This is a genomic window from Curtobacterium sp. NPDC090217, assembly GCF_044746705.1.
In the GTDB taxonomy this organism is placed as follows: Bacteria; Actinomycetota; Actinomycetes; order Actinomycetales; family Microbacteriaceae; genus Curtobacterium.
The window spans coordinates 277643-297291 of sequence record NZ_JBIVCR010000002.1 but is presented as its reverse complement, the minus strand read 5'-3'; the positions used below and the strand labels follow the sequence as shown (position 1 = coordinate 297291).

General features: G+C 70.5%; 21 protein-coding genes. 11 read left to right on the top strand and 10 right to left on the bottom strand.

Going from position 1 to position 19649, the window contains the following annotated elements:
- Nucleotides 1-17 precede the first annotated feature (17 nt).
- The 3 genes from ACIPJ2_RS09090 to ACIPJ2_RS09080 are packed head-to-tail and all read left to right on the top strand — an operon-like array spanning nucleotide 18 to nucleotide 3396.
- Nucleotides 18-1004, top strand: coding sequence for a Gfo/Idh/MocA family protein (locus ACIPJ2_RS09090; RefSeq protein WP_402728543.1), 987 nt, complete (start codon nucleotides 18-20; stop codon nucleotides 1002-1004).
- A 53-nt stretch (nucleotides 1005-1057) separates the two neighbouring features.
- Nucleotides 1058-2077 carry a Gfo/Idh/MocA family protein gene (locus ACIPJ2_RS09085; protein WP_402728542.1) on the top strand — a complete coding sequence of 340 codons (1020 nt, stop codon included), beginning with the start codon at nucleotides 1058-1060 and terminating at the stop codon, nucleotides 2075-2077.
- Nucleotides 2074-3396: a glycoside hydrolase family 125 protein gene (locus tag ACIPJ2_RS09080; protein WP_402728541.1), complete on the top strand. Its 1323-nt coding sequence runs from the start codon at nucleotides 2074-2076 to the stop codon at nucleotides 3394-3396. Before ACIPJ2_RS09085 ends, ACIPJ2_RS09080 begins: the two co-directional genes overlap by 4 nt.
- Here the strand turns inward: ACIPJ2_RS09080 and ACIPJ2_RS09075 are convergent.
- The gene (locus ACIPJ2_RS09075; RefSeq protein WP_281264322.1) at nucleotides 3338-3604 is read right to left on the bottom strand and encodes a Rho termination factor N-terminal domain-containing protein; all 267 of its coding nucleotides are present in this window, start codon (nucleotides 3602-3604) and stop codon (nucleotides 3338-3340) included. The genes ACIPJ2_RS09080 and ACIPJ2_RS09075 overlap by 59 nt on opposite strands.
- A gap of 25 nt (nucleotides 3605-3629) precedes the next feature.
- Nucleotides 3630-3965: a DUF3140 domain-containing protein gene (locus ACIPJ2_RS09070; RefSeq protein ID WP_402728540.1), complete on the bottom strand. Its 336-nt coding sequence runs from the start codon at nucleotides 3963-3965 to the stop codon at nucleotides 3630-3632.
- A 94-nt stretch (nucleotides 3966-4059) separates the two neighbouring features.
- On the opposite strand from ACIPJ2_RS09070, the gene ACIPJ2_RS09065 reads away from it, so the two are divergent.
- Entirely contained in the window at nucleotides 4060-4959 is a 900-nt protein-coding gene (locus ACIPJ2_RS09065) for an SDR family oxidoreductase (protein WP_402728539.1), read from the top strand.
- Between the two features lie 22 nt (nucleotides 4960-4981).
- Here the strand turns inward: ACIPJ2_RS09065 and ACIPJ2_RS09060 are convergent, their stop codons facing one another.
- Both ACIPJ2_RS09060 and ACIPJ2_RS09055 read right to left on the bottom strand, forming a co-directional pair.
- Nucleotides 4982-5203 carry a hypothetical protein gene (locus tag ACIPJ2_RS09060; RefSeq protein ID WP_281264320.1) on the bottom strand — a complete coding sequence of 74 codons (222 nt, stop codon included), beginning with the start codon at nucleotides 5201-5203 and terminating at the stop codon, nucleotides 4982-4984.
- Between the two features lie 135 nt (nucleotides 5204-5338).
- Entirely contained in the window at nucleotides 5339-6505 is a 1167-nt protein-coding gene (locus ACIPJ2_RS09055; RefSeq protein WP_402728538.1) for an MFS transporter, read from the bottom strand.
- A 23-nt stretch (nucleotides 6506-6528) separates the two neighbouring features.
- On the opposite strand from ACIPJ2_RS09055, the gene ACIPJ2_RS09050 reads away from it, so the two are divergent.
- Genes ACIPJ2_RS09050 through ACIPJ2_RS09040 form a run of 3 tightly spaced genes read left to right on the top strand, consistent with a single transcriptional unit; the run spans nucleotide 6529 to nucleotide 8642 of the window.
- A complete protein-coding gene (locus ACIPJ2_RS09050; RefSeq protein WP_402728537.1) occupies nucleotides 6529-7098 on the top strand; it encodes a TetR/AcrR family transcriptional regulator in 570 nt (189 codons plus the stop codon).
- A gap of 33 nt (nucleotides 7099-7131) precedes the next feature.
- Complete coding sequence (locus ACIPJ2_RS09045; protein WP_402728536.1) at nucleotides 7132-7995, top strand: PHP domain-containing protein; 864 nt, start codon at nucleotides 7132-7134, stop codon at nucleotides 7993-7995.
- Nucleotides 7992-8642 carry an HAD family hydrolase gene (locus ACIPJ2_RS09040; protein WP_402728535.1) on the top strand — a complete coding sequence of 217 codons (651 nt, stop codon included), beginning with the start codon at nucleotides 7992-7994 and terminating at the stop codon, nucleotides 8640-8642. The genes ACIPJ2_RS09045 and ACIPJ2_RS09040 overlap by 4 nt, the downstream gene beginning before the upstream one ends.
- Nucleotides 8643-8654: 12 nt before the next feature.
- On the opposite strand, the gene ACIPJ2_RS09035 is transcribed toward ACIPJ2_RS09040, so the two are convergent.
- Both ACIPJ2_RS09035 and ACIPJ2_RS09030 read right to left on the bottom strand, forming a co-directional pair.
- Nucleotides 8655-9296 carry a hypothetical protein gene (locus tag ACIPJ2_RS09035; RefSeq protein WP_402728534.1) on the bottom strand — a complete coding sequence of 214 codons (642 nt, stop codon included), beginning with the start codon at nucleotides 9294-9296 and terminating at the stop codon, nucleotides 8655-8657.
- A complete protein-coding gene (locus ACIPJ2_RS09030) occupies nucleotides 9293-11032 on the bottom strand; it encodes a CocE/NonD family hydrolase (protein WP_402728533.1) in 1740 nt (579 codons plus the stop codon). Before ACIPJ2_RS09030 ends, ACIPJ2_RS09035 begins: the two co-directional genes overlap by 4 nt.
- A gap of 117 nt (nucleotides 11033-11149) precedes the next feature.
- On the opposite strand from ACIPJ2_RS09030, the gene ACIPJ2_RS09025 reads away from it, so the two are divergent.
- A complete protein-coding gene (locus ACIPJ2_RS09025) occupies nucleotides 11150-11758 on the top strand; it encodes a TetR family transcriptional regulator (protein WP_402728532.1) in 609 nt (202 codons plus the stop codon).
- Between the two features lie 127 nt (nucleotides 11759-11885).
- Nucleotides 11886-12872: an aldo/keto reductase gene (locus ACIPJ2_RS09020; protein ID WP_402728531.1), complete on the top strand. Its 987-nt coding sequence runs from the start codon at nucleotides 11886-11888 to the stop codon at nucleotides 12870-12872.
- 30 nt (nucleotides 12873-12902) lie between these two features.
- Here ACIPJ2_RS09020 and ACIPJ2_RS09015 read toward each other — a convergent pair whose 3' ends face one another.
- Nucleotides 12903-13742 (bottom strand): NAD-dependent epimerase/dehydratase family protein, encoded by an 840-nt coding sequence (locus ACIPJ2_RS09015; RefSeq protein ID WP_402728530.1) that lies wholly within the window; start codon nucleotides 13740-13742, stop codon nucleotides 12903-12905.
- 38 nt (nucleotides 13743-13780) lie between these two features.
- Nucleotides 13781-14647, bottom strand: coding sequence for an SDR family oxidoreductase (locus ACIPJ2_RS09010; RefSeq protein ID WP_402728529.1), 867 nt, complete (start codon nucleotides 14645-14647; stop codon nucleotides 13781-13783).
- A gap of 167 nt (nucleotides 14648-14814) precedes the next feature.
- Here ACIPJ2_RS09010 and ACIPJ2_RS09005 point away from each other — a divergent pair, with 167 nt between their 5' ends.
- On the top strand, nucleotides 14815-16458 hold the full coding sequence (locus ACIPJ2_RS09005) for a long-chain fatty acid--CoA ligase (RefSeq protein WP_402728528.1): 1644 nt from the start codon (nucleotides 14815-14817) through the stop codon (nucleotides 16456-16458).
- Between the two features lie 171 nt (nucleotides 16459-16629).
- Here ACIPJ2_RS09005 and ACIPJ2_RS09000 read toward each other — a convergent pair whose 3' ends face one another.
- Nucleotides 16630-18327 carry a PDR/VanB family oxidoreductase gene (locus tag ACIPJ2_RS09000; protein ID WP_402728527.1) on the bottom strand — a complete coding sequence of 566 codons (1698 nt, stop codon included), beginning with the start codon at nucleotides 18325-18327 and terminating at the stop codon, nucleotides 16630-16632.
- A 141-nt stretch (nucleotides 18328-18468) separates the two neighbouring features.
- Between ACIPJ2_RS09000 and ACIPJ2_RS08995 the strand changes: the two genes are divergently transcribed.
- A complete protein-coding gene (locus ACIPJ2_RS08995; protein WP_402728526.1) occupies nucleotides 18469-19149 on the top strand; it encodes a TetR/AcrR family transcriptional regulator in 681 nt (226 codons plus the stop codon).
- A 3-nt stretch (nucleotides 19150-19152) separates the two neighbouring features.
- Here ACIPJ2_RS08995 and ACIPJ2_RS08990 read toward each other — a convergent pair whose 3' ends face one another.
- Nucleotides 19153-19635, bottom strand: a complete 483-nt coding sequence (locus tag ACIPJ2_RS08990) for a MarR family winged helix-turn-helix transcriptional regulator (RefSeq protein ID WP_402728525.1) — start codon at nucleotides 19633-19635, stop codon at nucleotides 19153-19155.
- Nucleotides 19636-19649: the final 14 nt, after the last annotated feature.

The window sequence follows — 19649 nt, the reverse complement described above, 5'->3', positions numbered from 1 at the left end:
CACCACGAAAGGCAACCATGCCCAGCACCACCACCCCGATCCGCGTCGCCGTCCTCGGCTTCTGGCACGTCCACGCCGGTGACTACGCCCGCCAGACCGTCGAGCACCCGGGGACGGAGCTCGTCGCCGTGTGGGACGACGACGTCACCCGTGGGCGCGAGGGCGCCGAACAGTTCGGTGTCGAGTTCACCGACGACCTCGACACGCTGCTCGCCCGCGACGACATCGACGCCGTCACGATCACGACGTCGACCGACGTGCACCGCGACGTGATCACGCGCGCCGCCCGGGCCGGCAAACACGTCTTCACCGAGAAGCTGCTCGCCCCGACGGTGGAGGAGTGCGAGGAGATCATCGCGACCTGCGACGCCGCCGGCGTCAAGCTGATCGTCTCGCTCCCCCGGCTGTACCACGGGTACACGCAGGCGATCCTCGAGGAGATCCGGTCCGGCCGCCTCGGCGAGGTCAACCACGCCCGCGTCCGCCTGTCGCACGACGGCGCGGTCCGGCCGTGGCTGCCGGAGCGCTTCTTCGATCCGTCGACCGCGATCGGCGGCGCGTTGACCGACCTCGGCTGCCATCCGGTGTACCTCACGCAGCTGTTCCTCGGCGCCCGCCCGGACTCGGTCGAGGCCGTCTACCGCTCCGTCACCGGCCGCGCCGTCGAGGACCACGCGGTCGTCACGGTCGGCTACGCCTCCCAGGCGATCGGCATCATCGAAGCCGGCTTCGTCGCGGGCACCCCGTTCACGATCGACGTGGCGGGCACCGGCGGGTGGCTCGCGTTCTCCGACCAGGAGGCCCGGCTCACCGCCGGCGGGTCGGCGTACGGCGACGAGCCGGTCACCATCCCGGTCCCCGAGGACGGTCAGGACGCCTTCGGACAGTGGGTGGACCACATCACCTCCGGCACGCGTGCCGACGACAACATCGCCCGCGCCGTCGAGCTCACGAGGCTCGTCGTCGCCGCGAACGCCGCTGCGCGCACCCCCGTCGCGGCCTGACCGGCCGCGCGATCGACCGACACCAGCAACCCAGCACGAAACCAGGAGTCACCATGTCCAACGACACCATCCGCGTCGGACTCATCGGCGGCGGCGGCATCGCGTCCGCACACATCGCCGGCTACGCCCAGCACCCGGACCTCATCCGCATCGCCGCGGTGGCCGATGCGTTCGCGTCGACCGCCGAGGCCCGCGGCGCCGAGCTCGGCGTGCCCCACTTCACCGACTACCAGGAGATGCTCGACCGCGCCGACATCGACGCCGTCGACATCTGCCTGCCGCACCACCTGCACCGCGACGCGATCGTCGCCGCGGCACGGGCCGGCAAGCACGTCCTCTGCGAGAAGCCGCTCTGCCTCACCCCGGAGGAAGCGCGCGACGTGCAGGCCGCCGTGAGCGAGGCGGGCGTCACGCTGATGTGCGCGCACAACCAGCTCTTCATGCCGGCGGTCGCGAAGGCGAAGGAGCTCATCGAGACCGGCGTCCTCGGCACCGTGTACGAGGTCCGCACGACGGACAGCTTCCGCAACGACTTCGACCCGGAGAACATGGGCTGGCGTGCACACGCGTCGAAGAGCGGCGGCGGCGAGCTCATCGACACCGGCTACCACCCGAGCTACCTGCTCATGCACCTCGCCGGTGGTGTACCCGTCCAGGCGACGGCGCTGCTCTCGACCCACCGCCTGACGTTCATGGAGGGCGAGGACTCGGCGCAGGCCTTGTTCCGCTTCGACAACGGCGCCGTCGGCCAGCTCGTCACGAGCTGGGCGTACGAGCCGGCCGCCGGCACCGAGCGCTTCAGCGCCGTCGGTGAGCTCGGCTCGCTGACGAGCGACGGCACCACGCTCCGCTGGGACCTGCTCGACGGCACCAGCGAGACCGTGACCTACGAGGACGTGGACACGTTCGCGGCGGAGATCGGCGCGTTCGGCGCGTGCCTGCGGGACGGCATGCGTCCGATCCACACCGAGCGGGAGGGCATCGCCGTGCTCGGCATGATCCTGGCGGCGTACGAGGGCGCCCACAGCAGCACGATCGCGTCGGTGCTCCAGCTGGAGCCGGTCTCCGCGTGATCCTCGACGACGAGACCACCTCGGTGCTCCGGGCCGCCGCTGACGCGGTCCGGGGCACCGCCGGTGTCGGTGTCGGCGACCGGGTCGAGGAAGCCCTCACCCGCACGCTGACCGACACCATCACCCTCGACGACGACGGCACCGCGTTCGTCATCACCGGCGACATCCCCGCGATGTGGCTCCGCGACTCGACGACGCAGATGCTCCCGTACCTGCGGTTCGCCGCCGACTCCCCCGCGATCGCCGACGTCCTGACCGCGGTCGTCCGGCGGCAGTTCCGGTGCATCGACCACGATCCCTACGCCAACGCCTTCAACCGCTCGGCCACCGGCGCGCACCACGATGCCCGGGACCTCTGCGACGACCCGTCGGTGTGGGAGCAGAAGTACGAGGTCGACAGCCTCGCCTACCCGGTCCAGTTCGCCCACCGGCTGTGGACCGCGACCGGACGCACCGACCTGTTCGACGAGCGCGCCCACCGGGTCCTCCGCACGATCGTGGACCAGTGGCGCGCCGAACAGGACCACGACGCGTCCGCGTACCGGTTCGTCCGGGACGTGGGCATCGCGACCGAGACGCTCGAACGCGACGGTCGCGGCACCCCGGTCGCCGTCACGGGCATGACCTGGTGCGGGTTCCGGCCGTCGGACGACGCATGCACGTACGGCTACAACGTCCCGGAGAACCTGCACGCCGCGCAGGCGCTGCTCGACCTCGCCGAGATCGCCCGCGACGTGTACGGCGACGAGCGGCTCGCCGACGACGCCGACGCACTGCGGTCGGCCGTCCTCGGCGGGGTGCGTCGGCACGGCATCGTCGAGCACGACGGCGAGCAGGTCTACGCGTACGAGGTCGACGGGCTCGGCGGCGTCGTGCTCATGGACGACGCGAACATGCCGTCGCTGCTCTCACTGCCGTTCGACGCGCCCGACGTCATCGACCCCGAGGTCACCGCCGCGACCCGACGCCTGGTGCTGTCACCGGCGAACCCGTACTGGTTCAGCGGAACGGCGGCCGAGGGCATCGGGAGCCAGCACACCGAGCCGAACCGGGTGTGGCCGATCGCGCTCTGCGTCGAGGGCATCACCGGGACGCCGGAGCGCCGACGGGAGCTCCTCGCCGTGCTGCTCGCGACGGACGCCGGGACCGGGCGCATGCACGAGTCGTTCGACGTGGACGACCCCGCCGCGTTCTCACGGGAGTGGTTCTCGTGGGCCGACGCGATGTTCTGCGAGCTCGCGCTGACCGTCGCGGATGACCTCAGTGGTCGCGGAGCGCCTCGATCAACTCGCTCTTCCGCTTCGACGAGTACCCGGTGAGTCCGAGCTCCTTCGCACGCTTCCGGAGATCGGCGACGGTCCAGTCGTCGTAGGAGCCGGACTCCCCGCCCTTCTTCCCGACCGCCCGCTTGCCCTTCGCGGCCGCGGCGTTGCTGATCCGCGCGGACTTCTCCTTCGAGTTGCCCGCTGCGCGGAGTTCCTCGTACATCTCGGGGTTCTTCACGCCCCGCATCTGCTGGTTCGGCATGGCCGAGACCGTACGCCGCCGAGCCTCAGTGCTTCTCGGGGTCGTTGCCCCAGTTCATCAGCGAGTACCGCCATGCGGTGTCGTGCACGTCACCCTTCGGCCGCTGCTTCGCGTGCCGCGCGACGTACCCGACGACCTTCCGCATGTGCGCGTAGTCGGCGTCCGTGTAGTCGGCCTGCTTCTTCTCGAGGATGCGGACGATGTGCCGTCCGCTCTCGTGCCCGGTGGACTCGGTGCTCCCGCCGGACTTCTGCCCGACCTCCTTGGACTCGTCGGTGTCGAGCCACTTGCGGAGCTCGGACGCGGTCATGTTGACCGCGTCGGCGAAGTCGGCCCTGGTCTGCTGGTCGTCGTCACTCATGGCACCACCATCGTCCGGATCGCTGAGCGTCCGACGAATCCGGATCACGCACGCTCCTGACCACCTCTCAGGCGTCGACGGGTTCGGTGGGTGCATGCCGCACGACCAGTACGAACCCGCTGACCCACGCACCCGCTACCCCGACGTCTCGCCCGAGCCGCAGACGCAACCCGAGCCGGGCCTGCAGTCCCGGATGACGCCCGTCCCGGACCTCGGCGAGGACACCTACCGCGGGACCGGCCGCCTCGCCGGCCGCAAGGCGCTCATCACCGGTGCCGACTCCGGCATCGGCGGCGCCGTCGCGATCGCGTTCGCCCGCGAGGGAGCCGACATCGCACTCGCGTACCTGCCGGAGGAGCAGGAGGACGCCGACCACGTCATCGAGCAGGTCCGCGCCGCCGGATGCACCGCTGTCGCGATCCCCGGTGACCTCCGCGACCGCGAGTACGCCGGACGCCTCGTCGCCGAGGCGGTCGAGGGGCTCGGCGGCATCGACGCGCTCGTCAGCGTCGCGGGCAAGCAGGTCTGGCAGCCCGATCTGCTCGACATCACCGACGAGCAGTTCGAGGCCACGTTCGACGTCAACGTGTTCGGGTTGTTCCGGCTCGTGAAGGCTGCGCTCCCCCACCTGCACCCGGGATCGACGATCACCACGACGGCGTCGATGGAGGCGTACAAGCCCGCACCCGACCGGCTCGACTACGCGGCGACGAAGGGCGCGATCAACAACTTCTCGAAGGGCCTCTCGCAGGCACTCATCGAGCAGGGCATCCGCGTGAACGTCGTCGCGCCCGGTCCCACCTGGTCGGTGCTGCAGGTCACGAGCGGCGTCGACCCCGAGACCCTGCCGGAGTTCGGCAGCAGCGAGTCGCCGATGGGCCGCGCGGGTCAGCCCGCCGAGCTCGCGCCCGCGTACGTGTTCCTGGCGTCGCACGAGTCGAGCTTCGTCGCCGGCGAGACGCTCAACGTGAACGGCGGCATGGTCACGCCCTGACGAAGGGCCGTGTCGGACGGTCTCAGCGGCTGTCGCGCTCGTACCGCGCCGTGTACACGAGGAACGTGATGTGCCCGAGCAGCGCGATCCCGAAGAACACCAGTGCGACGGCCCACACCCGGTCCAGGCTGCCGTCGCCGACGAAGAGCATCACGATGCACGCGATGACCGCCGCGGAGAGCAGACCGACCTGCACGGTCGACCAGGTCTTGCGCCAGCGGGGCTGCTGCGGCTGTGGGTTCACGAGACACCATCTTGCCGCACCGCGCGTGGCTCGACCTGGACACCGGACGTGCGCGCGGCTCGCGACGCGACCACGGGACGGACGGGAGGCTCGGTGCGGGCGCGCACCGAGCCTCCCGTCCGGCGGTGCGTACGTTCAGTGCCGCGGCCCGGCCGCCGGAGCGGAGACGAGTCCGACCAGGGCCGCCAGTGCGAACGCCGTCACCGCGCCGGCGACGCCGATCACGGCGCCGGCCGCGGCGGCACCCAGGGCCTGCCCGAGCACCAGGGTGACGAAGAGCATGGAGGTCCCCGCCGACGCACGGTCCGGATCGATCTCGGTCGTCCAGGCGATCAGCGCCCCGGTCGCCGCGGTGTAGCCCCACCCGAACACCAGGCAGGCGACGAGCGCGACCTGGACGGTACCGGGCACCACGGCGAGCGCGAGGGATCCGACCACGACCGCGGTCACGCTGATCCCCCAGAGCCGAGCGGGTCGCATGCCGCCCGTCCACCGGCTCGTGACGACGACCGCAGCACCTCCGAGGCCGAGGGCGATCCAGGCGGTGATGGAGGCCTCCCGATCGACACCGGCGTCGACCAGGACCGATCGGCCGTAGTTCCAGACCGCTGCGGAGCCGGCGCCGAGCAGCAGTGCCGCGAGGAGGAGCCGGCGGTGCGCGAGGAACCACGACCCCGTCGGTCGATCTGCTCGGTCCACTCGTCCCGTCGGGTCGTCGTGACCGTGTTCCGTCGTGTCGGCGTGACCGCGGTGGTCGGTGAGGAGCACGGCGGCCCCGGCCAGCACGGAACAGGCCGCGGCGACGAACCAGGCGGTGCGCCACTCGGGCAGGACCGCGAGTGCGAGGAGCCCGGCGGCGACGAGCCCGGGTCCGGTCCCCGCGTTCACGACCGCCTGTGCGCGAGGCACCCGATCCTGTGCCGTGTTCCGCGCGACCAGCCGGACGAGCGCCGGCGATGCAGCGCCGGCGCCCGTCGAGCTCAGGATCGCCGCGACGCCGAACGTGGTCGCGTCGTGGCTCCACGCCATCCCGGCAGCACCGACCGCCGCGGTGCTCGCCGCCATGACCACGAGCGAGCGCGGGTGCCTCGTCGCCGCGAGGAACCCGATCACCGCGCCGACGCAGTACATGGTCGACGCCCCAGCGGAGATCCACCCGGCGAGCGCCGCGCCGAGCCCCAGGTCCGCCTGCACGTCCGGCAGCACCAGTCCGTACGCGAGGCGGACGAGCCCGTAGGTCACCGCGACGAGGGCTGTGCCGGAGGCGGCGAGCCCGGTTCCTTTCGAAAACGATCGTTTCACTTTTCGGAGTCTAGGGTGCTGACATGGCCATGCGTGCAGGAACCGAGCAGAAGCTCCTCGACGCCGCCGAGGACCTGTTCTTCACGCAGGGCATCGCGGCGACCTCGGTGGACGCGGTCCTGGAGCGTGCAGGGGTCTCGTCAGCAACGCTCTACCGGGGGTACCCGAGCAAGGAGGCGCTCGTCGCCGCGACCCTCGAGCGGCGCCGGCTGGACTGGGAGGCGACGTGGACTGCCGCGGTCGAGCGGCAGACCGGTGATCGTGCCCGGCTCCTGGCGGTCTTCGACGCACTCGACGACTACCGCACCCGCTCGGCGGCGTCACGGTGGTGCGCGTTCCTCGGCACCGCGTCCGAGTTCGCCGATGCGCCGTCGGAGATCCGCGTCGTGCTCGATGCCGAGTCGTCGGGCCTCCGCACGCGGCTCACGGAGCTGGCGGTGCCCCTCGTGGGTGATCGGGCAGGGACGCTCGGTGAGCAGTTGACGCTCGTCGTCTCCGGCGCGCTCGCCATGCGCCTCCGGGACGCCGATGCCGACACCGGTGTGGCACGGGCGGTCGCGTCGAGCCTGCTCGACGGGCGCGGCATCGAGTGACGCGGACGTCGGCCTCCTGGCAGCATGGCCGGCATGAGGCTCACCGCGGATTCCCACGTGCACAGCGAATGGTCGTGGGACGCCGCGACCGACCCGGCGTCCGTCGGGCTGATGGAGCGCACGTGCGCCCGGGCCGTCCGGATCGGCCTGCCCGCGCTCGTCTTCACCGAGCACCTGGACTTCGAGGACCGATGGCGGGTCGAACCAGGGGACATGGGCGACCACGCGCAGGCGTTGGTCGACGAGACGAACCACGTGCGCCTGCCGCCCTTCGACCTCGACGGCTACCTCGAGTCGATCGACCAGTGCCGCCGGGCGTTCCCCGCGCTCCGGATCCTGACCGGAGTGGAGTTCGGGCAGCCGCACGTCTGGGACGCGGCGGCGGCCGACGTGCTCCGGTCGGGGACGATCGACCGGGTCAACGGGTCGTTGCACATGCTGCCGTTCACCGACGGTGACCGGACCGAGCCCGTCACGCTCTACCACCGTCGCGATCCCGACGAGGTGATGTGGGCCTACCTCGACGAGATCCCCCGCATGGTCGCCGGCTCGGACTCGTTCGAGGTCTTCACCCACATCGACTACGCGGTGCGCTCGTGGCCGTCGGAGTCGGCCGGGCCGTTCGACCCGCGGCGGTTCGAGGAGGGATTCCGGGCGGCGATGCGCGCGATCGCCGGGTCGGGGCGCGCGCTGGAGATGAACACGAGGCGGTTGTGGCCGTGGGTTCCCGAGTGGTGGCGTGACGAGGGCGGTCGCGCCGTGACGTTCGGGAGCGACTCGCACGCGGAGGGGACGCTCGCGGCGCACTTCCCGGAGGCGATGGCGATGCTCGAGCACTTCGGGTTCCGCGAAGGGACACGACCAGAGGATCCCTGGACGACGGGAGCGACGCCGTGACCGGCCCGGGCGCGGTCCTCCTCGACTTCTTCGGCACGACCGCGGTGCACCGGTCAGTCGACGACTGGATCGACGCCGCGGCGACGGGCGATGCGCCGTCCGACGCCGAGCGAGCAACGGCGCGGGAACGGTTGGGCTCGGTGTGGGCGGATGCTGCTGAGTCGTTCCCCGCAGGGTCCTGGGACCTCGACCCGGACACCCATCGCCAGGCCTTCGTCCAGACGATCACGCGGACCGGCGGGGTCGGAGCAGACTTCGCGACCAGGCTCTACGAGGCGATGCCGGACCAGGTCTCACCGAACGAGGGCGTCCTGGAGTTCGTGGCGACCGTTGCGGGACACGGAGTCCCGCTCGCCGTGGTCTCGAACACCGGGATCGACGTGCGACCGATCCTGCGCCGGTGGGGCATCGAGCGGTCCTTCGAGGCGGTGGTGCTGTCGTTCGAGGTGGGGTGCGTGAAACCGGACCCGCGGATCTTCCGACTCGCAGCCGATGCGCTCGGGGTGCCGGCGTCCGGTTGCGTGATGATCGGCGACTCCGTCACGGATGACACGGGAGCCGTGGCGGTCGGCATGCAGTCGATCACCGCGCGACCCGGGGACATGTGGCGCGCGTTCGACCTGGTCGCGAAAGCCGTCCGACCGTAGTCGACCGCTCGGTCAGGCCTCTCCGGACTCCGCCGCCGCCCGGAGGATCCACGTCCGGAACTCGACTGCGAAGTGTTCGAGGTGCTGCTCCACCACGTCGGGTGCGCACGTCACCGGGAGGGTGACCGACAGGCGGACCGTGAAGCCGTCGTGCTCGTCCTCGAAGACGTTCGCGATCGAGCCGACGACCGTGCCGTCGCCCAGGAGCATGTGCGAGCGGCGGCCAGCTGGGACGTCGTCGATGCTGTCCGCCCATGGCCGCATGAAGAACGAGCAGACCTGGTCGTCGAGCGTCTCGACGATGTTCACGAGCCGACCGGGTTCGGCGTGGATCGCGTAGTGCTCCGGGTGGCCCGCGAGCATGACGTCCTCCCGTGCGAATGCGGCGCCGAGCCACCGGCCGAACGCCGCGGCGGTCATGCCGGATGCGCGGAGGGTGGTCGTGCCGGTCGCCTCCGCCCCGGCCGATCGGGTGAGGTGGTCCCGCAGGAACGCCTCGCCCTCGGCGGTCTCGTCCCCGAGGAGCTCGAGGAGTCCGTCGCGGCCGACCTTCCGCTTGAGGAGCTCGAGCGCCCGGCGGGCGGAGAACAGCTCGTACCCGTCGATCGTGACGTCGGTGTCCTCGTCCGCCAGGCGGACCGTCGCGGCGGTCACCGGGCGGTCCGGACGGGGAGCTGGAGGTACGAGGCACGTTCGCCACCGGTGTGCACGACGTGCGTCCCCGCGTTCGCGCCGACGTACTCGCGGATCGCAGGCATGAGCGTGCCGAGGAGGTTGCGGGAGCTCACGACGAACCGCAGCTGCTCGCCGGCGTGGAAGCGCAAACCGATCGGCGACAGGTCGATCTCGATCTCGGCGATCTCGCCCGGGGTGAGCTTCTCGACGCGATCGAAGGTGTGCGCGGGCACGTCGACCGTCGTCAGCTGCTCGTCGAGGTGCCGGGCGGACACCCGGAGCCGTCCGTCGGAGCCCTTGTAGCGGAGGATCGTCGCGCCGTGGTCGGTGAGGTCATGGGCCATCGCGCCCTGGTTCGGCACGGTGAAGGCCTGCAGCGGAGTCCCCCAGCGGTCCAGCTTCTGGACGAGGACGAACAGGTCCATGTCGTCGGCGCCACGTGCTTCGACGAACAGGTGTGCCTTGGGGTAGCCGACCAGGACGGTCTCCTCGTCGAAGCGGGTGAGGAAGGAGACGGCGTCCGGGTTCGCGGCGACCGCGTAGGACGCCTCAGTCGCGTCCGAAGGCGCGGTGGTCGCGAGCGTCCGGGTGCGCGCGTCGAGGAAGTACTTCGTCGACGTGGCATCCGCCGGCGGGAACGAGTCCGCGGGGATCGCCACCTCGTCGCCGCCCTCGAGGTCGAGGACCGAGTACCGGACGGTCGGCGTGGTCTCCCACCCGTTGTCCGCTCCCTTCAGGAAGTGGTCGAAGAACCGGCGGAGGTCCTCCACGTTCGCCTCGTCGTAGTAGTCCGGCCATTCCTGGCTGTTGTGGATCCGGAGCCACTTCTCGGTGCTCGCCATACGCCGCCAGGCACGGAACGTCCCCGCGGTGTGCAGGGTGTTCGAGTAGCTGGCCACGACGTACGCGGGCACGGTGATCTTCTCGAAGTCCGGGATCTTCTGCTCCCACAGGTCGGTCATCAGCGGGAAGGCGTCGACCTCGGCGAGGACGTCCTCCTTCTGCCCGTTCCCGAAGAAGCTGCCCTCCTGGAGTTGCCGCGCGAACCCGGTGTCGGGCATGCCGCCGCGCATCACGAGGTCGCGGTAGACGTCGCTGACCCCTTCCCACGGGTTGATCGCGACGAGGTGCGGGGGCTGCTCGGCGGCGGTGAACCACTGCGACACGGCGAGGTAGCTCGTGCCGCTCATCCCGACCTTGCCGTCGCACCACTCCTGCTCGGCGAGCCACTCGATCACGTCGTACGCGTCCCGACCGTCCTGACGATCCCAGAGGACGCTGTCACCCTCGGACTGGTCGATGCCTCGGTGGTCGACGTTGCAGATCGCGTAGCCCCGCTCGACCCAGTAGGCCGGGTCTGCTCCCTCGAACTTCTCCAGCCCGGACACCGTGCTGTTCGGCAGTCCGACGAGCCCGAAGACCCCCATCACGCTGATCGACGTCCCCTGCGCCTTGCCGTAGGGGCTCCAGGCGACGATCACCGGCACCGGTTCAGTGCCGACCGGGCGGAACACGTCGAGGTGGATCGTCGTGCCGTCGCGCAGTCGCATCGCGACGTCCTTGTCGAACACGGTGTCCACCGTCAGCGGCCGGAACTGCGGCGCGACCCGGAACCCGGCCTCGAGCGTGCGGGTACCGGGCTCGAACGGCGTGAGGACACCGGTGCGCGCTGCGGGCAGCGGCGTGGAGGGGACGTACTTCGTCTGGTCGGCCATCGTGTGCTCCTTCGTCCCGGAGTCCTTCGCGGGCTCGTCGTCGGGCCGAGCGTACGTCGATCTCCACCATAACTCAACACGCGTTGAGAAATTGCCGACGTCGGGTAGATTCGGGCCATGGCAGCGCAGGACGACACGATCACGACCCCGCGCGTCGGACGGCGCCCCGGGTCCTCCAGCACCAGGACGACCGTCCTCGCCGCCGCCAGCGCCCGCTTCGCCAGCGACGGGTTCGCCGCGACGACCATCCGCCGCGTCGCCACGGACGCGGGCGTGGACCCGTCCCAGGTGATGCAGTTCTTCGGCTCCAAGGACGGCCTCTTCGCGGCGGTGATGGCCGTCCCGGACACGGCGCTCGCCCGGTTCGACACCGCCTTCGACGGGCCGGACGAGCACCTCGGCGAACGTGTGGTGCGCGCCTACCTCGACGCCTGGGAGGGGCCTCCGGCGGAGTCCGAGCCCCTCATGGCGATGTTGCGCGGCGCGATCGCGAACGACAACGCCACCACCCAGCTCCGCGACTTCATCCAGTCGCGGCTCGAGCACGGCGCCTCCGGTCGCGACGGCGCGGACACGACCCTCCGAGCGGGTGCCGCCGCCGCGATGCTCGTCGGCATCGTCACGGCCCGTCGCATCGTCGGGGTCCCGGCCCTCGTCGACGCCGACCGCGAGGCCCTCGTGGCGACGATCGCCCCTGCGATCCAGGCCGTCCTGGTCACGGGGTGACCACAGGACGGACGGGAGGCACGGGGCGGGCCCGCCCCGAGCCTCCCGTCCGCCTTGGGGTGTTCTGTCCGTGACTCCTTCCGCGTGGGCCGCGTCCGTAGCGTGGATCCCGACGACAGGAGCACGCATGCACACCAGGACACTCGGCCAGGGCCTCGAGGTCTCCGCGATCGGACTCGGTGCGATGGGCATGTCCCAGAGCTACGGCCCCAACCCCGGCGACCGCGACGACATGATCGGCGTGCTGCGGTACGCCGTCGCGCACGGCGTCACGTTCATCGACACGGCAGAGGTGTACGGCCCGCACGACAACGAGGAACTCGTCGGCGACGCGATCCGGCCGATCCGCGACCAGGTGGTCCTCGCCACGAAGTTCGGCTTCGACATCGTCGACGGCAAGTCGATGGGCGTGAATTCGCGCCCACAGCACATCCGCGAGGCAGCCGAGGGCTCGCTCCGCCGGCTCGGCATCGACGCGATCGACCTGTACTACCAGCACCGCGTCGATCCGGACGTACCGATCGAGGACGTCGCCGGCACCGTCGGGGAACTCGTCGCCGAGGGCAAGGTCAAGCACTTCGGGCTCTCCGAGGCGGCGGCGGAGACCATCCGGCGCGCGCACGCCGTGCACCCGGTCACCGCCGTGCAGAGCGAGTACTCGCTGTGGACGCGCGACCCGGAACCAGCGGTGCTGCCGACCTGCGCGGAGCTCGGCATCGGGTTCGTGCCGTTCAGCCCGCTCGGCAAAGGATTCCTGACCGGCACCATCGCCGCGGGGACGTCGTTCGGCGAGGGTGAGATCCGCGGGAAGGTGCCGCGGTTCGAGGCCGAGAACCTCGCCGCGAACCAGGCCCTCATCGACGCGGTACGGACTCTCGCCGAGACCCGTGGTGCGACGCCCGGGCAGATCGCGCTCGCGTGGCTCCTCGCCAAGCACCCGTTCATCGCGCCGATCCCCGGGACGCGCCGCACGGAGCGCATCGACGAGAACGCCAGCGCGACGGCGATCGCGCTCTCCGCCGACGACGTCGCCGACCTGGACGGGCTGGCCGACCGGATCGGCGTCGCCGGCGACCGCTACGACGCCGCGGGGATGGCCGCCGTCAACCGCTGATCCGAGACCGGCTGATCCGCTACCCGCCGCTCAGGCGTACCGGATGCCGTCGCCGGCGATGACGGCGCGGTACCCCTCGCGGTAGGTCGGGTACCGGAACGAGAACCCGGAGGACTTCAGGAGCGCGTTCGACAGCCGCTTGTCGGTCACCGGGACGTCGGCGGACGCCTCGGGCAGGGGTCCGGCACCGAGCTCAGCGGCGAGGAACCGCAGCACCTCGTCGCGGCGGACGGGCTCGTCGTCCGTGCCGATGACCAGTGGCGGCGCGGCGTCGAGCGTCGCGAGGTGCACCAGCGCCGCTGCGGCGTCGTCGCGGTGGATCCGGTTCGTCATCGGCGAGCGCCCCGGGCCCGGGACGACGGTCGCCCTGCCCGATCGCACCTGGTCGATCAACCGCGTGCGCCCGGGTCCGTAGATCCCGGAGAGGCGGACGAGCGTCGCGTCGGGCGCCCGCTCGCGGAGCATGTCCTCTGCCTCGAGCAGGACGGCGGTGGTCTCGGTGCCTCCAGTGGCCGGGATGTCCTCGGTCACGATGCCGTCGCCGCCGTACACCGCTGTCGAGGACACCACGAGGAGGCGCGGAGAGGAGCCGGACGCGTCGACGCCGTCGAGCACGTGCCGGAGTCCGTCGACGTAGGTCGCGCGGTACGTGTCGGTGGCCCTGCTGCCAGCGGCGAGTGCGACGACCACGACTCCGGTGTCGGCGCTGATGACCGGCGCGTCGTGCCGCAGGTCGACGGCGCGTCCCTCGATCCACGCCGGGAGCAGTTCGGGGCTGCGGCGCAGACCGACCACGGTGTGACCGGCCTGGTGGAAGCGGAGTCCGGCGGCGGTTCCGAGGTCGCCGCAGCCGGCGATGACGACGTGCACGCGGTCGACTCTACGGCCGGCGACCTGGGGCTCTACGGTCAGAGCGAGAAGCCGCCGTCGCTCGTCAGCACCTGCCCGACGACCCAGCCTCCGGCCGACGTCGACAGCCACGCGATGAGCTCTGCCGGGTCCTCGGGACGTCCGACCCGGCCGAACGGCGTGCTCGCGAGGTACTCATCGAGGCCCTCGAGCGAGCGGTCCGTCGTCTCCGGGTCCATGTACCCGGTGTTCACCGGACCCGGGTTGACCGTGTTGAGGACGATCCCGAGTTCCAGCAGGTCGGCGGCGACGGTAGCGGTGACCCCGGCCAGTGCTGCCTTGCTCGCGGCGTAGGCGACCTCGCCGCGCATGGCGCCGTGGATCTGCCCGGACGTCATCCAGAACACGTGCCCCTGCGGCTCGGCGTACGGGCCGTTGCCGGTGATCCGGTCGCCAGGACGCCGCTGCTCCCCGGTCTGCGGCGCCCGACGGCGGGCGAACTCCGCGGTGAGCAGCATCGTCGCCCGGGTGTTCACCTCCCAGAAGGCACTGAGCCGCTCCGGAGTCATGTCGAGGATGCTGCCGTCATCCCCGCTCTTGGCGTGGTTGCACACCAGGACGTCGAGCCCGCCGGCGAGCCCCTCGGCCGTGTCGATCACACCGGCGATCGTCGACGGGTCCGACAGGTCCGCGGCGAGGTCGGCGAACCGTGCACCCTCGGTCAGGTGGGCGCGGATCCCGTCGCTGACGGCGTCGAGGTCGTCACCGCCCCACGGCAGGTCGAGGTCGTGCGGGCGGTGGTGGTGGATGGCGATGCTCGCTCCGAGCGAGGCGAGCTTCGTGGCGACGGCGAACCCGATGCCGCGGCGTCGGGAGACACCGGTGACGAGGGCGGTCTTGCCGTGCAGGGGCAGGTGTGCGGACATGGTGAACCTCTCGAACCGCGCCGGATCGGCGCACAGATGGGAATCGAAGACGGTTCAGCGGCACTGCATGCCCCTCACCGTACCCATCCCCGTCGCGCTCGACAACCGCTCCGAACAAGAACCGTAGGATCGGGGAACCTCACTCGTCGACGTCGCCGGAGGACCGCATGACCACCACCCACACCGCACCCGCCGTCCGACCGACCCGGGCGACCGCGTCGGTCGCCGCGATCCTCGCCGAGTCCGCCGCGCGGTACCCCGACGACGTCGCGGTCATCGTCGGCGACCGCAGCACGACGTACGCCGAGCTCTGGTCGCAGACGCTCGCCTACGCCGGGGCACTCCGCGACCGAGGCGTTGGCGAGGGATCGCGGGTCGCGATGCTCGTCCCGAACGTCGAGGACTTCCCGCGCGTCTACTACGCCACCCTCGCCCTCGGCGCGGTCGCCGTCCCCGTGCACGCGTTGCTCAAGCGGCACGAGATCGAGTACATCCTCCGGGACAGTGGCGCGACGCTGCTGGTGTGCGCGGCCCCGCTGCTCGGCGAGGGCGCACCCGGTGCGGAACTGGCCGGCGTCGACGTCCTGACGGTCCTCGCACCGCCGGCGTCCGACGACGGGGCCCCGGTCCACGACCGGCTGGAGGCCCTGGCGTCGTCGAGCGAGCCGCTCACCACCTACACGCCGCGAGACCCGTTCGACACGGCGACGATCCTGTACACGAGCGGGACCACCGGGAAGCCGAAGGGCGCGGAGGGATCGCACTTCTCCCTGCTCGAGCAGGTCAACACGAATCTCATGACGACGTTCGACATGCACCGCGGCGACGTCCTGCTGGGGGCACTGCCCCTGTTCCACACGTTCGGACAGACGTGCACGATGAACACCGGGTTCCGGGTGGGGGCGACGATCGTCATGCTGCCGAAGTTCGACGGCGACTCCGCCCTCGCCGCGATGGTCGAGCACGGCTGCGAGGTCTTCATGGGCGTGCCCACGATGTACATCGCCCTGCTCGACGCCGTCACCCGCTCCGAAGCGCGCCCACACCTGCGCTACGCGATCTCCGGCGGTGCCTCGCTGCCGTTGGCCGTCCTGGAGCGCTTCGAGAAGGTGTACGACGCCCCCATCCACGAGGGGTACGGCCTCACCGAGACCTCCCCGGTCGCCACGTTCAACCACGTCGGCGTCCCACCGCGGCCCGGCACCATCGGGACCCCGGTCTGGGGCATCGACGTCGAGATCGCCGACCCCGAGGTGCACGACGCGATCGTGCTGCTGCCGCACGGCTCGATCGGCGAACTCGTCATCCGCGGGCACAACCTGATGAACGGGTACCTCGATCGGCCGGAGGACACCGCCGCGGCGATCGTCGACGGGTGGTTCCGGACCGGAGACCTCGGGACGAAGGACGACGACGGCTACCTGACGATCGTCGACCGGACGAAGGACATGATCATCCGGAACGGCTACAACGTGTACCCGCGGCAGGTCGAAGAGGTCCTCGCCACCCACCCCGACGTCACGATGGCCGCCGTGTTCGGTGTTCCCCACGAGCTGCACGGGCAGGAGATCGAGGCCGCCGTCGTGCTGCGTCCCGGAGCCACCGCGACGCCGGAGGAACTCATCGGCTTCGTCGCCGGCGAGATCGCGGCGTACAAGTACCCACGTGCCGTGCACGTCCTCGAGGCGCTGCCCCTCGGTCCGAGCGGCAAGGTGTTGAAGCGGGAGCTCGTCGACCGGTTCGGGACGAGCACGGAGCAGACGAGCACGGTGGGCCCTGCCGGTATCGAACCGACGGCATCCACGGTGTGATGGTGGCCGGGAACCAGGCAGCCGCGGACGTGATCCCAGACTACTCCACGGAGCCGTGGACCCAAGCGACGACCGCGATCGCGACTGCGAAGAGCGTCGTGGGTGCGCCGATGCCACAAGCCGATCGGCATACGGCCGCCAGGCTTGGGGGTACTGCAACGCAGCGAGGTCTCATCCGTCGAGGACGAGGAGGGGGCCCTTCGAGCGTGAGACGCATGGGTAGATCCGATTGCCGTGTTCTCGGTCGGTGCCGGTGAGGATGTCGTCACGGTGATCGGGCCTGCCGGCGAGTATCCGCATCTCGCAGCTGCCGCAGATCCCGGTCTCGCAGGACCCCGGCAGTTCGGGCAGCACAGGGCGGAGTGATTCGAGGACGGTCTTGTCGGCGGGGATGTCGATGAGCTCGCCCGCTCGTGGGAGGAAGACCTGGAACGCGCGGTTGTGGCTGTCGTCCCGGGCAGTTGCTGCGAAGCGTTCGAGGTGGAAGGTGATGTTCGGGTGTGAGGACCCGATCCTCTGGTCGAGGGCGTCCATCATCGACGACGGTCCGCAGCAGTACACGGCTGATCCGTCTTCCAGGTCGGAGAGCGCGGCGTCGAGGTCTGGACGGGCATCGGTGTCAGCGGCGGAGACGACGACGTGGTCAGGGTGATGGTGGGAGAGCTCGTCCGCGAACAGCATGTCGGCGCGGGAGCGGCCTCGGTAGATCAGCTCCCAGGGCTTTTCCGCACGATCGACGGCTTCGAGCATGGGCTTGAGCGCGGTGATGCCGATCCCGCCGGCGACGAACAGGTAGCGCGGCGCGTCCACGAGGGGGAAGTTGTTCCGTGGGCCTCCGATCCCGATCTTCGAGCCGACTGGGAGGTCGAAGATCTCGATGGACCCTCCCCGGCCTTCGGCTTCCCGCACTACCGAGATGTTCCAGCCGGCGCGATCGCGGGGGTTCCCGTGCAGTGAGTACTGACGGACCTTCCCAGATGGCAGGACGAAGTCGATGTGCGCCCCCGGTTTCCAATCCGGCACCGGGGAGCCGTCCACGGCTGCGACTCGCAGCTGGACCACCGAGTCGGTGACTTGTGTGCGTTCTGCGATCACTCCGTCGAGAACGCGTGGCGAGGCGTCGCTGCGCCGACCACCATCCTCGGCTGCGACGGCAGGGGTGCTGCCTTCCGAGGCGAGTTGCATCCGCGCACGTCGGCGCACGACGAGCGCGATGACGAGCATGACGGTGGACGCACTCGGCAGTGGGATGCCTGTGACGAGGCCGACGGTGAGGTCGACGAGAGCGGCGAGGAAGAGACCCGCGACCACAGGGGTCGGGGCGGGCGCGAGTCGGCCGAGCGCTCCTTGCACCTGCGCCCGTCTCCCCCATCGCGTTCGGCCCCACGGCTTCGCGATCGACAACCACACCTGGAATGCTGCGCCGGCGGCGACGAGGCCGACGGCGATCGTGGCCAGGACGATGGGGCCGTTCTCCCCATCGAGCGCGGCGGCTTCGAGCTGCGGGTACGCAGCACCGGCGATCGATGTCCCGGTGAGGATCTGCGCAATGGTCATCACGAACTTCGTCGTCACCCACCGGCTGCGGAAGTACCCCCACGTCGTCGTGGCGGACAGACCGAAACCCGTCCACGCGGCAGTGATCGCCGAGTAGCCCAGGATCTTCTGATCGAGCAGGTCCGACGCCAGCACCGTGCCGATCTTGAGATCGCCGGAGCCGGACGTGGCACTGATGATCAGCAGGACCGTCACGGCCAGCGCCTGACCCATCCAGCACACCGCGGCGACGACATGCAGCCACAGCAGCAGAGCCCGCCAGGTCTTCGACGGGTTCCGTGTCTCCGCTCGTTTCGATGGGGTCGTGGTCACGGTTCTCACTCCTCGGCTTTCCTGGCGGTGCTCAGACCACGCGAACTGACGTCGGCATGTGCTCGCCCGGGACGCTACACCAGAAAGTTCACACTGTTACCTTTTCTTGGTCGACAGGGCCGCGCGCGCTACCGTGGGCCGGTGGAGTCCGTGACGCCAGGTCTGCGAGAGCGCAAGAGGCTCGCGCTCCGTGCCCGCCTCTCGGACACCGCGACCGCCATGTTCGCCGAGCACGGGTACGACAGCGTCCGGGTCAGCGACATCGCCGAGGCGTGTGGAGTCACCCCGAAGACGCTCTACAGCTACTTCCCCACGAAGGAATCGCTGCTGTTCGAGCGCGGCGATGCGCTCTCTGCCGTCCTGAGCGAAGACCACAACGAGGACGGTCTCCTCGCGGCTGTGCTCGACGCGATCGGGCGAGAGATCGACCAGCTCGCGACGACGTCACCGTTGGCGACCTCGGGCGATGACCTGGTCCGTGGTATTCGCGGGTTCGTTGCACTCGTGGACGCGACACCAGCGCTCCGAGCGGTCGTCGCCCAACGAGCCGACGCGCTCACCGCCGACGCGGCTGCAGCACTGTCTCGGCGCAACGGGCTTCCCGTGACCCACCCGGACAACCAGGTTGCAGCAGCCGCCCTCATCAGCCTGTGGCGGATCCACCTGACCGCGCTCTTACAACACAGCAGCACCAGCGACGACCTCGCCGAGCTGCGTCGACGCACGATGTCCGACGTCGACCGAGGCGTCGAGCTGGTCGCCCCGATCGTGGCACGGGTCAGCGAGCCCCGACCGCCGTCGCGCAGTGCGGATGACTCCTGACCGTCACCGACTGACCCGCGAGGCGGTGGTGTCGATCGCGGCTTCGAGCGCCGCAATGACCTCAGCCGCAGTATCCAGGTCAGCAGCGGAAAAGCGCTTCAGCGCAGCATCCATCGCTGATGCGAGCGGCGCGTAGAACGCCGTCGCCGTTTCGTGCACGGTGTCGGTGGAGCGGAGGCTCACGCGTCGGCGATCGTCGTGGTCGTGACTCCGGACGATGTGGCCGGCTGATTCGAGTCGACGTAACAGGGTCGAGGTGGCACCGGTCGTCAATCCGATCTTCGCCGCCAACCGCGCCGGTGTCAGCGTGTCGCCACGCTGCTCCGCAGTGAGGATCTCCACGACCGCGGCGGCGTCCGTCGGATGCATGTCGTGCGATCGCGCGAACTGGCGTCCAAGCTCCGAGTCGCGAGCCCCGAACGTACGAAGGGCGGCGATCACCTGAGCGCGCTGCTCCTCATCCGCGGGCGGTGCTGCGTCGACCATGGCCTGAACCTAGC

What these genes read in the sequence shown, in the direction of transcription:
- ACIPJ2_RS09090 (WP_402728543.1), top strand. Translation starts at nt 18, where the DNA reads ATGCCCAGCACCACCACCCCGATCCGCGTCGCCGTCCTCGGCTTCTGG.
- ACIPJ2_RS09085 (WP_402728542.1), top strand. Translation starts at nt 1,058, where the DNA reads ATGTCCAACGACACCATCCGCGTCGGACTCATCGGCGGCGGCGGCATC.
- ACIPJ2_RS09075 (WP_281264322.1), bottom strand. Translation starts at nt 3,604, where the DNA reads ATGCCGAACCAGCAGATGCGGGGCGTGAAGAACCCCGAGATGTACGAG.
- ACIPJ2_RS09070 (WP_402728540.1), bottom strand. Translation starts at nt 3,965, where the DNA reads ATGAGTGACGACGACCAGCAGACCAGGGCCGACTTCGCCGACGCGGTC.
- ACIPJ2_RS09065 (WP_402728539.1), top strand. Translation starts at nt 4,060, where the DNA reads ATGCCGCACGACCAGTACGAACCCGCTGACCCACGCACCCGCTACCCC.
- ACIPJ2_RS09050 (WP_402728537.1), top strand. Translation starts at nt 6,529, where the DNA reads ATGGCCATGCGTGCAGGAACCGAGCAGAAGCTCCTCGACGCCGCCGAG.
- ACIPJ2_RS09045 (WP_402728536.1), top strand. Translation starts at nt 7,132, where the DNA reads ATGAGGCTCACCGCGGATTCCCACGTGCACAGCGAATGGTCGTGGGAC.
- ACIPJ2_RS09030 (WP_402728533.1), bottom strand. Translation starts at nt 11,032, where the DNA reads ATGGCCGACCAGACGAAGTACGTCCCCTCCACGCCGCTGCCCGCAGCG.
- ACIPJ2_RS09025 (WP_402728532.1), top strand. Translation starts at nt 11,150, where the DNA reads ATGGCAGCGCAGGACGACACGATCACGACCCCGCGCGTCGGACGGCGC.
- ACIPJ2_RS09020 (WP_402728531.1), top strand. Translation starts at nt 11,886, where the DNA reads ATGCACACCAGGACACTCGGCCAGGGCCTCGAGGTCTCCGCGATCGGA.
- ACIPJ2_RS09010 (WP_402728529.1), bottom strand. Translation starts at nt 14,647, where the DNA reads ATGTCCGCACACCTGCCCCTGCACGGCAAGACCGCCCTCGTCACCGGT.
- ACIPJ2_RS09005 (WP_402728528.1), top strand. Translation starts at nt 14,815, where the DNA reads ATGACCACCACCCACACCGCACCCGCCGTCCGACCGACCCGGGCGACC.
- ACIPJ2_RS08990 (WP_402728525.1), bottom strand. Translation starts at nt 19,635, where the DNA reads ATGGTCGACGCAGCACCGCCCGCGGATGAGGAGCAGCGCGCTCAGGTG.